Here is a 13,803-nt window from a genome sequence, read left to right as displayed (position 1 = left end):
GGCTGCCGTCTTGTCTCAATTCTCTGACAGACGGATGACGGCGGGGCGAATGATGACGGATGTACACAGGCGGCGCCGTTATGACGCCGCCTGTGCCTTTCCGATCAGAACTTGCCGATCGGGATCCGCCGATCAGAAGAAGCCGAGCTTCTTCGGGCTGTAGCTGACCAGGAGGTTCTTGGTCTGCTGATAGTGATCGAGCATCATCTTGTGGGTCTCGCGCCCGACACCCGATTGCTTGTAGCCGCCGAAGGCCGCATGCGCCGGATAGGCGTGATAGCAGTTGGTCCAGACCCGGCCGGCCTGGATCGCCCGGCCGAAGCGGTAGCAACGGTTGGCGTCGCGGCTCCAGACGCCCGCCCCGAGGCCGTAGAGCGTGTCATTGGCGATCGCGAGCGCTTCGTCGTCGCTCTTGAAGGTCGTGACCGAGACGACGGGGCCGAAGATCTCCTCCTGGAAGATCCGCATCTTGTTGTGGCCCTCGAACACCGTCGGCTGGACATAGAAGCCACCCGAGAGATCGCCGCCCAGGTCGGCCCGTCCGCCGCCGGCCAGGACCTTGGCGCCCTCCTGCTTGCCGATGTCGATATAGGAGAGGATCTTTGCGAGCTGCTCGCCGGAGGCCTGCGCACCGATCATGGTGTCGGCCGCACGCGGATCGCCCTGCTTGATGGCGGCAACACGCTTCAGCGCCCGCTCCATGAAGCGATCATAGATGTCAGCGTGGACCAGCGCCCGGCTCGGACAGGTGCAGACCTCACCCTGGTTCAGCGCGAACATCACGAAACCCTCGATCGCCTTGTCGAAGAAATCGTCGTCCTCGGCGGTGACGTCCTTGAAGAAGATGTTCGGCGACTTGCCGCCGAGCTCGAGCGTGACCGGAATGAGGTTCTGGCTGGCATATTGCATAATCAGCCGGCCCGTCGAGGTCTCACCGGTGAAGGCGATCTTGGCGATGCGCGGGCTGGAGGCGAGCGGCTTGCCGGCTTCGAGACCGAAACCGTTGACGATATTGAGCACGCCGGGCGGCAAGAGGTCGCCAATGATCTCGGCCCAGACCATGATCGAGGCCGGTGTCTGCTCGGCCGGCTTGAGCACGACGCAATTGCCGGCGGCAAGCGCGGGGGCGAGCTTCCAGCACGCCATCAGCAACGGAAAGTTCCAGGGAATGATCTGGCCGACCACGCCGAGCGGCTCGTGAAAATGATAGGCGATGGTGTCGTGGTCGATCTCGCCGATCGAGCCTTCCTGCGCGCGCACCACGCCGGCGAAGTAGCGGAAGTGATCGATCGCGAGCGGAATGTCGGCGGCGCGGGTCTCGCGGATCGGCTTGCCGTTGTCCCAGGTCTCGGCGATGGCGAGGCGTTCGAGATTCTCTTCCATGCGGTCGGCGATCTTGTTCAGGATCGCGGCGCGCTCGGCGACGCTGGCCCGTCCCCAGGCGCCCTTCGCGGCATGCGCGGCATCGAGCGCCGCTTCGACGTCCTGCGCGTCGGAGCGCGCGATCTTGCAGACGATCTGGCCGTTCACCGGCGAGGCATTGTCGAAATATTTGCCCGAAATCGGCGCGACGAACTTGCCGCCGATGAAGTTGTCGTAGCGTTCGGCGAAGGGAACTTTGGTGACGTTGAGGAATTCAACCTTGTTCATTGATCACTCCCGATGTTGATGTTTGCGCAAATCGTCGTGTGTTCACGACTTGCCCAACGATCTCGCGGAAGGTGATTTCTGTCAGCCCGGGTGGACGCGATGGCCGGGCGGACCTGTCGCAGTTGTGCGACAGTCCCGGGCAATAGCACTCAGTGCTTCAGCTCGAACCGCTTCAGCTTCCTGTGCAGCGTGGCGCGGCTGACGCCGAGGGCCTTGGCGGCTGCCGAGACGTTGCCGCCGGCGCGAAGCAGCGCCCGCTGCACCACCGCGCGCTGACCGCCGGCCAGGTGGTCACACGCGGTATCGCCGCCGAGCAGATCCGCCGCGGGCACCGGTTGCAGCGCCCGGCCAGGCGCAATCCCGAGTCCCGCCCTCGCCGACCGGGTCGCACCGATCACGAGGTCGTCCGCATCGACCGCGACCAGTCCGATGGACTGGCCGTCAGCTCCCGGCGTCAGCACGATACGGGCATGGGCGAAGGCCCGGCGAAACAGGTCGGCCTCGATGCGCCTCGCCGCTTCACCGGCCGCCAGCGCGATCAGACTGGAGAAGGCGTCCGTGCGGTCGGCGCGGCAGGAGGAGACGTCGAGCACGCCGGCAAAGGCCGCCTCGTGGTCGTAGATCGGAACGGCGGTGCAGCTCAGAAGCGTGTTGCGGGTGAAGAAATGCTGGTCGCGATCGATCGTCAGCGGCCGTTGCTCGACGACGCAGGTGCCGATGCCATTGGTGCCCTCGTGCTCCTCGCTCCAGAGTGCGCCGGTCCACAGGCCCCAGGACCGAAATGTCGCGTCGTCGGCGGGCGTGCCACGGCGGTCGACCGGAACCCCCTCGCCGTCGGCGAGCAGCACACAACAGCCGCTCGCGCCGACCGCCTGGTAGAGCCGATCCAGGGTGCCTTGCGCGGCGGCCAGCAGCGGCGCGATGCGCTCGCGTGCCTGTTGCAGCTCGACGTCGCTCAGACGCACGGGCACGCTACGGCCGGAGGGATCGAGATGATGTAGGCGGGACGAACGGCGCCACGAGGCCACGAGCGCGGAACGAGCCGCCTGGCCTGACGCAATAGCGGCTTCGACACGAGCCGCGTGATGCCGGGGCATCGACCCATCCATCACCGTTTCCTCCGGGAAGCAGTCTAGTCGGCGCCCTCACAACCCGATTGATCTCCGTCAACCTTTGGCGGCATCGCGCCTGGGCAAGCAATGCCCCCCTCGCCACGCCGGCGTCAAGGCGGCGGTCCGGTCGGGCTCTACGACTTTCGGAACAATTGGGGTCGCGCCATCGGGATTCGGCATGGCGGCTTGCGCGGCCCGTTTCGAATGCTGCGGAAAGCGCTAGTTCTGCGGGATCATCCGAACGAGATCGTGCGGATTGACATAGTCGAGCTGGAACCGGGCTCGCTCGTCCAGCATGTCAGGATCAATCTTCTCGGTCCGCAGCAGCGAGACGCGCTGCTCGCTCCGGGCGCGCTCGCGCTTGAGCTGGGCAAGCTCGCTGGTCAGCGCAATGATCTCCTGGTCGAGCTCCTGGCGAGCGTTGAGGCCATACTTGCCGGTATAGGCGTTGACGCCGAAATAGCCGACGATGGCGGCCGCCATCGCGTAGAGAGCAAGACCGGTCAGGATCGATTTGAGGCGGGCGCGGGAGACCATTTTGGCAAGATGGGCCAGCTTGGTTAAGGGAGTGCTAATTGCGCTCCTATCCGCACCGCCAATCACGATCGTCATGCCCGGCCTTGTGCCGGGGCATCCACGTTCTTCGTCGCAGCGGGCCAAGATGTGGATGGCCGGGACATCTACGCGAAGACGCACTTCGCGCTTTTGCCCGGCCATGACGGAGACTTGGGTATTGGCCTCAGCCGTGATGCTTGGCCACGTGCGCGGCGAAGGCGTCGATATAGGCCTGGAGCACGCCCTTGAGCGAATCCTTGGTCAGATTGCCCTCGGCATCGAAGGCGTCGCCGACCGCGTTCAGGTAAGTCTCGGGCTGCTGCATGATCGGGCCGCTGATGCCGGGCAGGATGTTCTGCAGGGTCTTGGCAGCGCTGACGCCGCCGAGCGGGCCCGGCGAGTTGGAGATGATGCCGACCGGCTTGCCGTTGAACGAGCTTTTGCCATAAGGCCGCGAGGCGACATCGATGGCGTTCTTCAGCACGCCCGGAATGGCGCGATTGTATTCCGGCGTCACGAAGATGACGCCGTCGGACTTCTGCAGCTTGTCGCGGAAGGCCAGCCAGTCGGCGGGCGGCGCGCCCTCGAGATCCTGGTTAAAGAACGAAATGCCCGCCGGCGTGGTGACGTCAAGCTTGACGGATGCCGGCGCGAGTTTTGCGAGCGCGTTGGCGATCTTCAGCGAAAAGCTGTCCTTGCGCAGGCTGCCGGCGATCACGACGATATTGTAGGCCATGGTTTGTCCTTGAAACCTTGAGGGGAAGTGCCGGGCGGCACTTAAGCGATCCGGATCGATGGATGCAAGTGCATGAACCGGTCTGGTTTGGAAACGCTGAGTTTCGTGAAAGCAGATGGTCGCCCAAAACGATCAGGCCGCCAATCGGCGGCCTGATCCTTCGTGCAAACCTGCAAACCAGCTCAGATCGTCGGATTCCAGGCCGACGGGATCAGGCGATACTTGGCGCCGTCCTTCTCGACGTGGCCGACCGAGGGGAACGTGAAGTGGAAGCCGATTACGGTCGCCTTCTCGGCCGCCGCCATGTCGTAGAACTTGTGACGCGTCTGCTGCGCCAGCGCGCCGTCGGTGTCGAAGGCCACGTGCCAATCCGGATTGCGCAGGAACAGCTCCGGAATGTTGGTGACGTCGGACTGGATCAGGATCTTCTTGTCGCCCGAGGCAACCGCGAACGAGGTGTGACCGGGCGTGTGGCCGGGCGTCGCGATCGAGGTGATGCCGGGCGCGACCTCCTTGCCCCATTCATACTTGGTCACCTTGGACTCGATGCCGGCGAAGGTCTTCTTCACGTTGGCGAAGTAGTTCTTCATCATGTCGCTGGAGGCCTTGCCCGCGTTCTCCTCACTGGCCCAGAACTCCCAGTCCTTCACCGGGACCATGATCTCGGCATTCGGGAAAGCCAGCGCGCCGTCGGCCAGACGAATGCCGTTGGTGTGGTCCGGATGCAGATGTGACAGCAGCACGATGTCGATGCTCTTCGGGTCGACACCGGCGGCCTGGAGGTTCTGCAGGGTGCGGCCGACCGCGCCCTTGCTGGGCTCCAGATTGGCGACGCCGTTGCCAGTATCGATCAGCACGAGCTTGGAGCCGGTGTTGATCAGCTGCGGATTGAACGGGACCGTCACCATGCCCTTGGGCATGTAGGCTGCGTCGGCGGCGGCGAGCGCCTCCTCCTTCGGAATGTTGACGACGAACTTGTCCGGCATCGGGAAGCTGCGCGCACCGTCGTTGATCGAGGTGCACTCGAAGCTGCCGACCTTGTATCGATAGAAGCCCGGCGCCTGCGCTCCCGTTTGTGGCACTGCGGCATTGGCTGCGGTCGGTCGCAATCCGGTGACGGCGGCAGCGCCGACTGCAGCAGCGCCTGCGAGCAAATGTCGGCGATTGAGATCGGTCATGAAGATGTCCCCTTCTGAGCGCTTTGCGGTTTTCCCGCCTGCGACGGCGGCGGAATAATCTCCCGCTTCGCTCAGAAGGCAAGACCTTCTTTCGGGGACGTGCCGCCGCACGTCACGAAAATTTTCTTGAAGCGATGGAGAATTTTTTCGCCGATGGCATGTCTGCGCCAGTATCGCTTCGGCGCGAGGCCGTAGACGCGTTTGAAGGCATGCCCGAAAGCGCTCTCCGAAGAGTACCCGACTTGCGCCGCGGTTGCAGAAACGGTCGCTCGACGACGCAGCCGGTCGCATGCAAGCCGCATGCGCCATCGAAGCAGGTAGTCGAGCGGCGCCATCCCCACGAGCGACTCGAACCGCTTCGAAAATGCGGATCGCGACATAGCGGCTGCGTCGGCCAACTGCCGTCCTCCATGACGGATCCGCGTTACCGGAGCAAGGGCAAGCAAGCATGAAGTCGATGGCCATTCCGGCAAGCGCCATCGCGGAAGCGATGGCCTTCGCGATAGCGCAGCCGGATCATGTGGATGTCGGCGAGATCGTTATCCGTCCCACCGCTAAGGCCTGAATTCGATCAGGCCCGGACACCGTCGCACGTCACGACGACTTACTCGGGTTGATGAGGAATTTTTCGCCGGTGGCGCGTTTGGCATACACCGCGATGTTGGCGGGATCGAGCGTCTCCTGCAGCGACACCACCTTGGTGTAATGGCTGGCAAAGGTGGTCTTCAATTCGCTCACGACGCGCTGACGCAGCCGCCCGATATCGGCAGGTCCGATCTTCTGCAGGAACGGCGTGAGCAGCCAACCACCGACGCCCCAGGCCATGCCAAAGCCGCGCGGCAGCTCGATCGGACGGATGTCGAGCGCGCCATAGACATAGACCTGCTTGTGCACGCTGGAGCCGTAGCGGCTGTATTCCTTCGCGGTCTTGTTGATCGCGATTTCCATGCAGTTGAGGATGTCGCCGGCGAGCTTGCCGCCGCCGATGGCATCGAAGGCGATGGTGGCGCCGGTCTCGACCAGCGCGGCCGTGAGATCGTCGAGGAAGCTCGGCGCACTGGAATCGACGACGTACTTGGCGCCGATCTTCTTCAGGATCTCCGCCTGCTCCTTGCTGCGCACGATGTTGACCAGCGCGATGCCGTCCTTGATGCAGATCTTGTTCAGCATCTGGCCGAGATTGGAGGCGGCTGCGGTGTGCACCAGCGCCTTGTGGCCTTCGCGCCGCATCGTCTCGGTCATGCCGAGCGCGGTGAGCGGGTTGACGAACCAGGACGCGCCCTCCGCCGCCGTCGTGCCTTCGGGCAGCGGCTGGCAGTCCCTGGCCTTCAGGGTCCGGTACTGCGCGTACATGGCACCGCCGATCATCGCGACCGTCTTGCCCATCAGCGCCTTCGCAGCATCGGACGAGCCGGTCTTGATGACGACGCCGGCGCCCTCATTGCCGACCGGCAGGGACTGGTCGAGCCGCGCGCCCATCGCCCGCATCGCACCGTCAGGCACCTTCGCGGTGATGACGGGCGCCTCTTTCGTCCCGGACGCCTTGGCCGTGCCCATGTCGGCGGCGCCGACGAGCAGGCCGAGATCGGACGGGTTGATCGGCGCCGCCTCGATGCGGACGACGACCTCGTCGTCCGCGGGCTCGGGGGTCGGCACGTCCAACAGCGAGATCTCGAGCTCTCCGCTCTTCTTGATCAGCGAACGCAGTTGCAGTCCGGTCTTGCCGTCGCTCATGTCGATCCTCCCCTGTGTTGTTGAAACGCTGGCTTATGCCAGCGCCTTCAGTGCCGCCTTGCCGCCGTAGAGCGCCTGCTTGCCGAGCTGCTGCTCGATGCGGAGGAGCTGGTTGTATTTGGCTGTGCGATCGGATCGTGCAAGGGAGCCGGTCTTGATCTGACCGCAGTTCGTGGCGACCGCCAGGTCGGCGATGGTGGAATCCTCAGTCTCGCCGGAACGGTGCGACATCACCGAGGTGTAGCCGGCCTTGTGCGCCATCTCGACGGCGGCGAGCGTCTCGGTCAGCGTGCCGATCTGGTTGACCTTGATCAGGATCGAGTTGGCCCGGCCGGCCTTGATGCCCTCGCCAAGACGCTTGACGTTGGTGACGAAGAGATCGTCGCCGACAAGCTGACACTTCCTGCCGACGAGGTCGGTGAGCTCCTTCCAGCCGTCCATGTCGTCTTCCGACATGCCGTCCTCGATCGTGACGATCGGATAGCGGCCGACGAGGTCGGCGAGGTACTTGGCCTGCTCGGAGATCGAACGGGTCTTGCCCTCGCCTTCATAGACGTACTTGCCGTCCTTGAAGAACTCGGTCGAGGCGCAGTCGAGGCCGAGCACGATGTCGTTGCCAGCCTTGAAGCCGGCCTTGCCGATCGCATTCATGACGAACTCGAGCGCAGCGTCCGCCGACGGCAGATTCGGCGCGAATCCGCCCTCGTCGCCGACATTGGTGTTATGGCCGGCTTTCTTCAGCTCCGACTTCAGCGTGTGGAACACTTCCGCGCCGTAGCGCAGGCCCTCGGCGAAGGAGGACGCGCCCACAGGGAGGATCATGAACTCCTGGAAGTCGATCGGATTGTCGGCATGCACGCCGCCATTGATGATGTTCATCATCGGCACCGGCAGCAGCCGCGCCGAGGTGCCTCCGACGTAACGATAGAGCGGCATGTCGAGCGAGTTCGCGGCCGCCTTGGCGCAGGCGAGCGACACGCCGAGAATGGCGTTGGCGCCCAGCCGGCTCTTGTTCGGGGTGCCGTCGAGCTCGATCATGATCTGGTCGATCTGGGCCTGCTGCTCGACGTCGAGCCCGCTCAGGGCCTCAAAGATCTCACCGTTGACGGCACCGACCGCCTTGGTGACGCCCTTACCGAGATAGCGGGCCTTGTCGCCGTCGCGCAGTTCGACCGCCTCATGGGCGCCGGTCGAAGCGCCTGACGGCACCGCAGCGCGGCCGAGCGCGCCATCTTCCAGCACGACGTCGACCTCGACAGTGGGATTGCCGCGGCTATCGAGGATTTCGCGTCCAATGATGTCAATGATGGCGGTCATGAGAGCCTCTTTTCGGGGAACCAAGGGGGCAGTTCGCGGGTGCTTCTACCGCAATGCATCGAACCGGAAAAGGCCGGGTGACGGCTGCGCCTTGATTAGCTAAGAGGGCCGCATCGGAGGCGGCCTCATGTCGAAAAAACCCAGCAAATCGAACAACTCACCTGCATTGCAGCTCGGCCGTGCCGTGGAATGGCCTGATACCCCCGAGAAGGCCAAGCTCGACCGCGTGCCGAATCCGCAAGCCGGCACCGATTATCTGGTCCGCTTCACCGTGCCGGAATTCACCTCGCTCTGCCCTGTCACGGGACAACCCGATTTCGCCCATCTGATGATCGACTACGCACCCGGCCCGTGGCTGCTGGAGTCGAAATCGCTGAAACTCTACATCGCCAGCTTCCGCAACCATGGCGCCTTCCACGAGGATTGCACCGTGATGATCGGCAAGCGCATCGCCGCCGAGATCAAGCCGAAATGGCTGCGCATCGGCGGATACTGGTACCCGCGCGGCGGCATTCCCATCGACGTGTTCTGGCAGACCGGACGCGTGCCGAAGGGCCTCTGGGTGCCCGAGCAAGGCGTCGCGCCGTATCGCGGCCGGGGCTAGCAGCTGACCGGCCGCATCTTTCGGGGCTTTGACGTCCGTTTCGGCGTCGTGCGCTGCCGTTTGACCGCGACCCGACGTGCGGCTTCGATAGCGGACCTCGCCCACAGCACCAGCTCGTCAGGGTCGTCGAACAGCCGCTCCGGTGCGCGCCAGAACGATAGATCGATCGTGCCGCCCTTCTTCTCATAGTTCAGCGGCGGAAACGCTTCGGCTTCCTTCAGAACGGCGCGGTTGCCATCGTCGACCCGGAAGTAAAGCGTATCATCCCTCACCATCCCAAGCATGACGCCGTCGCAGAACACGCCCGTCTTGCCGAACATGCGCCGCACAGTGATGCGGCCGAGCGGCGCAAGTTGCTCGCGCAGGAATTCGACAAAGCTACTGCTGGCAACCACGCTCGCCACATCGTCCTACAAGTCGTTGGCAGCAAAGGTAGTACCGCGACCGCGCCGCAATCAAGCGCGCACGTCGGACGGCGCACGCGGCTTGAGCAGCCGGGCGCAGACCAGACCCAGCACCGCCATGATGGCCGCGCTCGCAAGCAGGGTCGGCGCCTTGCCGCCATGCTGGAGGCCAAGGCCATAGGCCAGTGGTCCGACGGTCTGCCCCATGAAGAAAAAGAACGAATGCAGCGACATCGCGGTCGCCCGCGCCCCGATCGACAGCTCGCTGGCGAACACCTGCAGGCAGCCATGGATCATGTAGAAGCCCCAGCCCATCGCCAGCATGCTGGCGAATTGCAGCTTCCAGCCGGGACCAAAGGCGAGCGCGCCGAGTTGCAACGCAACGAGGCAGCCGCCGGCGATCATCATGCCCTTGACGCCAAGCCGCGGCAGCATGCGTGACACCGTGAAGGTGTAGAGCAGCCCGCCGACGGCAAACCCCGCGATGACGATGCCTGCGATCGACAATGATTTTTCACCGAGATCGAACAGAAACGCGGCGATGAAGGGAAACAGGCCGAAGACGCAGCAGCCCTCGACGAAGACGGCCGAATAGCAGTAGCGCGTGTTGGGATTGGCGAAGATGGTGCGGTAGCCCTGCCACAGAGTCTTCAGATCGGTCTTCGGGGGCGGCGTCAGCGCGGCGCCGCGAAAACCCGCGGCGACCGCGACGGCTGCGATCAGGCCAAGCGCACCGAGGATCACGAGCACCCCACGCCAGCCGATGAAATCACCGATGATGCCCGAGGCGGATGCACCGAGCAGGTTGCCGGTCATGGAACCCGCCATCGTGCGCCCGATCGCGACCTGTCGCTTGGCGGGTGCAACGAGGTCGGCGGTCAGGCCGAGCGCAACGGGAAACACGCCACCGGAGGCGATGCCGGCCAGGATGCGGGTCGCAAACAAGGCTGAGAACGTGCTCGTCAGCGCGCCGAGAATGCAGGCAACACCAAGGAGCGCCAGGCACAGCGTCATCAATCGCGCTTTGCCGAACAGATCGGCTGCCGCCCCGATCGCCGGCTGGACCAGCGCATAGATCAGCGCAAAGCCGGCCGCGATGCTTGCAGCCGTGGCGATGCTGATCGAAAAATCCTCCGCGACATGTGGCAGCACGGGATCGAGCGCCCGCGTCGACAAGGCCGCCGAGAAGCCGGCGAGCGCGATGATATTGATCGCCGGCGGAAACTTCTGGTCTTGGGGCGGCCTGGTCACAGGCTGGTGCATCAGCGCGGTGGACTCTGCGACGTACTCTTTGCAACTGCGTCGAACGCCATCAGCGTGTGGATCAGCCCTTCGAACTGGCGCAACGGCACCATGTTCGGCCCGTCCGACGGCGCGCGATCCGGATCGGGATGGGTCTCGATGAAGAGCCCGGCGACGCCGACGGCGACGGCCGCGCGGGCCAGCACCGGCACGAATTCACGCTCGCCACCGGAGGAGGCCCCCTTCCCGCCCGGCTGCTGCACCGAATGGGTGGCATCGAAGATCACGGGCGCCCCCGTGGTGCGCGCCATGATCGGCAGCGCGCGCATGTCCGAGACCAGCGTGTTGTAGCCAAAGGAGACGCCGCGCTCGGTGACAAGCACGTTGGGATTGTTGGCGCTGGTGATCTTGCTCACGACATTCGCCATGTCCCAGGGCGCGAGAAACTGGCCCTTCTTGACGTTGACGACGTTGCCGGTCGCGGCCGCGGCCAGCAGCAGATCGGTCTGCCGGCACAGGAAGGCCGGGATCTGCAGGACGTCGACGGCTTGTGCCACCTCGGCGCATTGCGCGGCATCGTGCACGTCGGTCAGCACGGGCAGACCGAGCGAGGACCGGATCTCGGCGAAGATCGGCAGCGACTGCGAAAGCCCGAGACCGCGCGCCGCCGACGCGCTGGTGCGGTTGGCCTTGTCGAACGAGGTCTTGTAGACGAGGCCGATCTTCAGACGCGCGGCGATCTCCTTCAGCGCGGAGGCCACCTCCAGCGCATGCGCGCGGCTTTCAAGCTGACACGGCCCGGCAATGATCGAGATCGGCAGATCATTGCCGAATTTGACCGTGCCAACGGTGACGACCGGCGCCGCGGAATTCGAAAAGCTCAAGGCAAAATCCCTCGTTTCGCCGCGACCATAGCGGTGATGAGGGGCCGATCAACCCCATTCGGCCCGGGCTGTCAGAATATCAGGGTTGCGCCAGAGGTGCCCGCCGCAATCCATGCCGGAACGTTGCTACTTGACCGCCGAGAAAGCGGTCGGTGCCAGGATCTGATTGACGATACTGGCAACGATCTGGCCGTCCGCCTCGGTCTTCGCGCGCGCCTCGAGCCATTCCGGATCGGTCGCGAACGCGCCCCACTTCTTCTCGCGCTCGGCGAGCGAGTCCCAGGCCAGGAAATAGGTCAGTTCCTGGTTGGATTCGCCAATCAGGGTGGTGAAGAACCCGGCCTGCTTGATGCCGTGCTTCTCCCAGATTTTCAGCGTGATCGTGTCAAAGCGCTTCAGCAGCGCCGGCAGGCGGCCGGGCACGCAGCGATAGACGCGCATCTCGTAGATCATGGTTGTTGTCCTCCCTGAACTGGCCCGGCGGTTATAGCGATCGGCCATGACGCTGTCTTGAGCCCCGCTCGACCGCCCGCGCGGCGTTTCGCGCATAGCTGGATCTCTGGAACATGCCCACAGCTCCCCGCCCTGAGACAAAGCGACGGAGCCGCTCCCGACCTGGCAATTGGCGGGACGGCGCTCAAATCATGCTCAAGCTTGAGCTCGGTCTGCCGCCAAATTCTGTCTGTCCTCATCCCCGCGTGACATGAGCGGCGACGCAAACCCAGACGCCGGCACGGCGCGCCCAACTGTCGGTGTATCGTCCGAAACCGGCCGAACCGTCGGCCCTGACATAGGTTGTCCGTGCATGGATGATCGCCATATCGCCCATGATCCGGATCCGCTCGTCCTCGTATCCCAAGTTCGATATGGTTACGGGCCTCGCGATCTGTCCAAGAAAGCCTGCACGATCGACCACTGATCCGTCGGGGTTGCTGTTGAGGAAATCGTCGCTCAGATGTTCGCGAAACCAATCAACATCCTTCATGGCGACCGAGCGCATGTAGCCCGCGTTCAGGTGCTTCAATGCGTTCATATCCCTTGCCGAAGCCGACCGATCTTCCAGATCGGCTTTGATCGCAACACAATCGACTTCCACGTCGAATTCACCCGGCCAGGACGGCACCGTTAGAAAGATGCGCGCGGGTGGCGAGACGGGAAAATAGCGTTGGTAGACGTCATTGAACGCAGTGAAATTCGAACTGTCGGGGGTGCAGTAGACATTGCATTTCACGACCTGGTGCAACGACGAGCCGGCAACCTCCAGGCACAGCTTCATTTGCTCGAGAACGATCTCGGCTTGCTGCACGAAAGGCAATCGCCTGACCTCACCGGTGACCGGATCAAATGGCGGAAGGCCCGAGACATAAACCGTCTCGCCGGCGACAATGACAGGGCAGATCGGTCCCTTCCGCCGTTGCTCCAAATACGTGGAAATGGGCTCAACTCTGATGGGTTCGCGCTTCACGGCCGCCTCCAGAACACGATCGATCGAGTGGACTAAGCAACTTCAACTCTGTCGCATCCGACGAGCCAAATGTCTCCGGTCGTAAGTTCGGTACGTGCCGAACTCACGTCGCTTGTTGATCCGACGCGGACGATGGTAGAGGACACTATGGTTGCAGCGGCGAATTTGGTCGAGGTTGCAGCGCTCGTCGGTGATACGGCGCGCGCCACCATGTTGTCGGCCCTCATGGGCGGACAATCCCTCACCGGAAGCGAGTTGGCGTTCCTTGCACGAATTTCGCGACCGACAGCCAGTGAGCACCTGTCCAAAATGGTCGAGGCGCGGCTCATCTCGGTGACGAGGAAGCGCAGCTATCGGTATTACCGCATTGCCTCACCGCTGGTTGCGAGCATGCTTGAGAGCATCAAGCTGGTGGCTGCTCTCGAGGTCCCTCAGCGATATCAACCTCGATCCGCGCGTGACGCAGCGCTGCGGTTCGGACGCACTTGCTACGATCATTTGGCGGGTCGACTGGGCGTTGCGATTGCAGACTCCCTGATCGCCAGCGGTTGCATCGTCCTCGACGAAGATGGCGGCGATGTCACCGATGCCGGCGTCAGGATGTTGACGGAGTTTGGCGTCGATCTGAGCCAGAAGCGCAAAAGCAAGCGCATCTTCTGCAAGCCATGCCTCGACTGGAGCGAACGCCGATATCACATCGCCGGTCACGTCGGCGCAGAGATCCAACGACGCTGCATGGAGCTGAATTGGCTCATCCGAGTGGATGATACACGAGCTGTGCAATTGACGAGTGCTGGCCAGGCCGGTCTTCGCGAGAACTTTGGCCTTGATCATTTGGGTCTTCGAGACGACCCGCCGGACCTCAAGGTTGGAGCGTAGGCGCGCTGCTTTCTGTGCAAGCGCGCCTCCTCGCCGTGAGGGG

Annotated in this window: 14 protein-coding genes and 2 pseudogenes; 2 read left to right on the top strand and 14 right to left on the bottom strand. The window is 63.7% G+C overall.

The genetic code is table 11. The features are described 5' to 3' along the window. Positions 1-132: 132 nt before the first annotated feature. From adh to eno, 8 genes and pseudogenes are all read right to left on the bottom strand, one after another. Positions 133-1,650: an aldehyde dehydrogenase gene (adh, locus tag ACWAT4_RS19205; RefSeq protein WP_212424589.1), complete on the bottom strand. Its 1,518-nt coding sequence runs from the start codon at positions 1,648-1,650 to the stop codon at positions 133-135. Between the two features lie 149 nt (positions 1,651-1,799). Continuing rightward, positions 1,800-2,759, bottom strand: coding sequence for a helix-turn-helix domain-containing protein (locus ACWAT4_RS19200; RefSeq protein ID WP_212300829.1), 960 nt, complete (start codon positions 2,757-2,759; stop codon positions 1,800-1,802). Positions 2,760-2,981: 222 nt separating this feature from the next. Then, positions 2,982-3,299, bottom strand: coding sequence for an FtsB family cell division protein (locus ACWAT4_RS19195; protein ID WP_027529774.1), 318 nt, complete (start codon positions 3,297-3,299; stop codon positions 2,982-2,984). A 202-nt stretch (positions 3,300-3,501) separates the two neighbouring features. Further along, positions 3,502-4,053 carry an NADPH-dependent FMN reductase gene (locus tag ACWAT4_RS19190; RefSeq protein ID WP_212424588.1) on the bottom strand — a complete coding sequence of 184 codons (552 nt, stop codon included), beginning with the start codon at positions 4,051-4,053 and terminating at the stop codon, positions 3,502-3,504. A 182-nt stretch (positions 4,054-4,235) separates the two neighbouring features. Then, positions 4,236-5,231 carry an MBL fold metallo-hydrolase gene (locus ACWAT4_RS19185; RefSeq protein ID WP_212300831.1) on the bottom strand — a complete coding sequence of 332 codons (996 nt, stop codon included), beginning with the start codon at positions 5,229-5,231 and terminating at the stop codon, positions 4,236-4,238. Positions 5,232-5,302: 71 nt separating this feature from the next. Next, positions 5,303-5,629, bottom strand: a pseudogene (locus tag ACWAT4_RS19180) (helix-turn-helix transcriptional regulator); the annotation flags it as partial. Positions 5,630-5,825: 196 nt separating this feature from the next. Then, positions 5,826-6,965 carry a zinc-binding dehydrogenase gene (locus ACWAT4_RS19175; RefSeq protein ID WP_212424587.1) on the bottom strand — a complete coding sequence of 380 codons (1,140 nt, stop codon included), beginning with the start codon at positions 6,963-6,965 and terminating at the stop codon, positions 5,826-5,828. A 33-nt stretch (positions 6,966-6,998) separates the two neighbouring features. Beyond that, positions 6,999-8,282 carry a phosphopyruvate hydratase gene (eno, locus tag ACWAT4_RS19170; protein ID WP_212300833.1) on the bottom strand — a complete coding sequence of 428 codons (1,284 nt, stop codon included), beginning with the start codon at positions 8,280-8,282 and terminating at the stop codon, positions 6,999-7,001. Positions 8,283-8,409: 127 nt separating this feature from the next. Here eno and queF point away from each other — a divergent pair, with 127 nt between their 5' ends. Next, positions 8,410-8,886, top strand: a complete 477-nt coding sequence (gene queF / locus ACWAT4_RS19165) for a preQ(1) synthase (protein WP_212300834.1) — start codon at positions 8,410-8,412, stop codon at positions 8,884-8,886. Here the strand turns inward: queF and ACWAT4_RS19160 are convergent. The 6 genes and pseudogenes from ACWAT4_RS19160 to ACWAT4_RS19135 all read right to left on the bottom strand — a co-directional run. Continuing rightward, positions 8,883-9,281, bottom strand: a complete 399-nt coding sequence (locus tag ACWAT4_RS19160) for a TfoX/Sxy family protein (RefSeq protein WP_212300835.1) — start codon at positions 9,279-9,281, stop codon at positions 8,883-8,885. The two genes, queF and ACWAT4_RS19160, sit on opposite strands and share 4 nt — an antisense overlap. A gap of 60 nt (positions 9,282-9,341) precedes the next feature. Further along, the gene (locus tag ACWAT4_RS19155; protein WP_449731119.1) at positions 9,342-10,553 is read right to left on the bottom strand and encodes an MFS transporter; all 1,212 of its coding nucleotides are present in this window, start codon (positions 10,551-10,553) and stop codon (positions 9,342-9,344) included. Further along, positions 10,553-11,416: a 3-deoxy-8-phosphooctulonate synthase gene (gene kdsA / locus ACWAT4_RS19150; RefSeq protein WP_212300837.1), complete on the bottom strand. Its 864-nt coding sequence runs from the start codon at positions 11,414-11,416 to the stop codon at positions 10,553-10,555. Before kdsA ends, ACWAT4_RS19155 begins: the two co-directional genes overlap by 1 nt. A 126-nt stretch (positions 11,417-11,542) precedes the next feature. Then, positions 11,543-11,869, bottom strand: coding sequence for an NIPSNAP family protein (locus tag ACWAT4_RS19145; protein ID WP_212301111.1), 327 nt, complete (start codon positions 11,867-11,869; stop codon positions 11,543-11,545). 235 nt (positions 11,870-12,104) lie between these two features. Continuing rightward, a complete protein-coding gene (locus ACWAT4_RS19140; protein WP_449731231.1) occupies positions 12,105-12,401 on the bottom strand; it encodes a nuclear transport factor 2 family protein in 297 nt (98 codons plus the stop codon). Positions 12,402-12,488: 87 nt separating this feature from the next. Next, positions 12,489-12,881: pseudogene (locus ACWAT4_RS19135) on the bottom strand (RidA family protein); the annotation flags it as partial. A gap of 147 nt (positions 12,882-13,028) precedes the next feature. On the opposite strand from ACWAT4_RS19135, the gene ACWAT4_RS19130 reads away from it, so the two are divergent. Then, entirely contained in the window at positions 13,029-13,760 is a 732-nt protein-coding gene (locus ACWAT4_RS19130; protein WP_212444809.1) for an ArsR/SmtB family transcription factor, read from the top strand. The last annotated feature ends 43 nt before the right edge of the window (positions 13,761-13,803 follow it).

It is taken from the genome of Bradyrhizobium sp. T-1, assembly GCF_053592855.1.
Note: the sequence above shows the minus strand (reverse complement) of the source record. Positions and strands in the feature narration are given on the sequence as shown.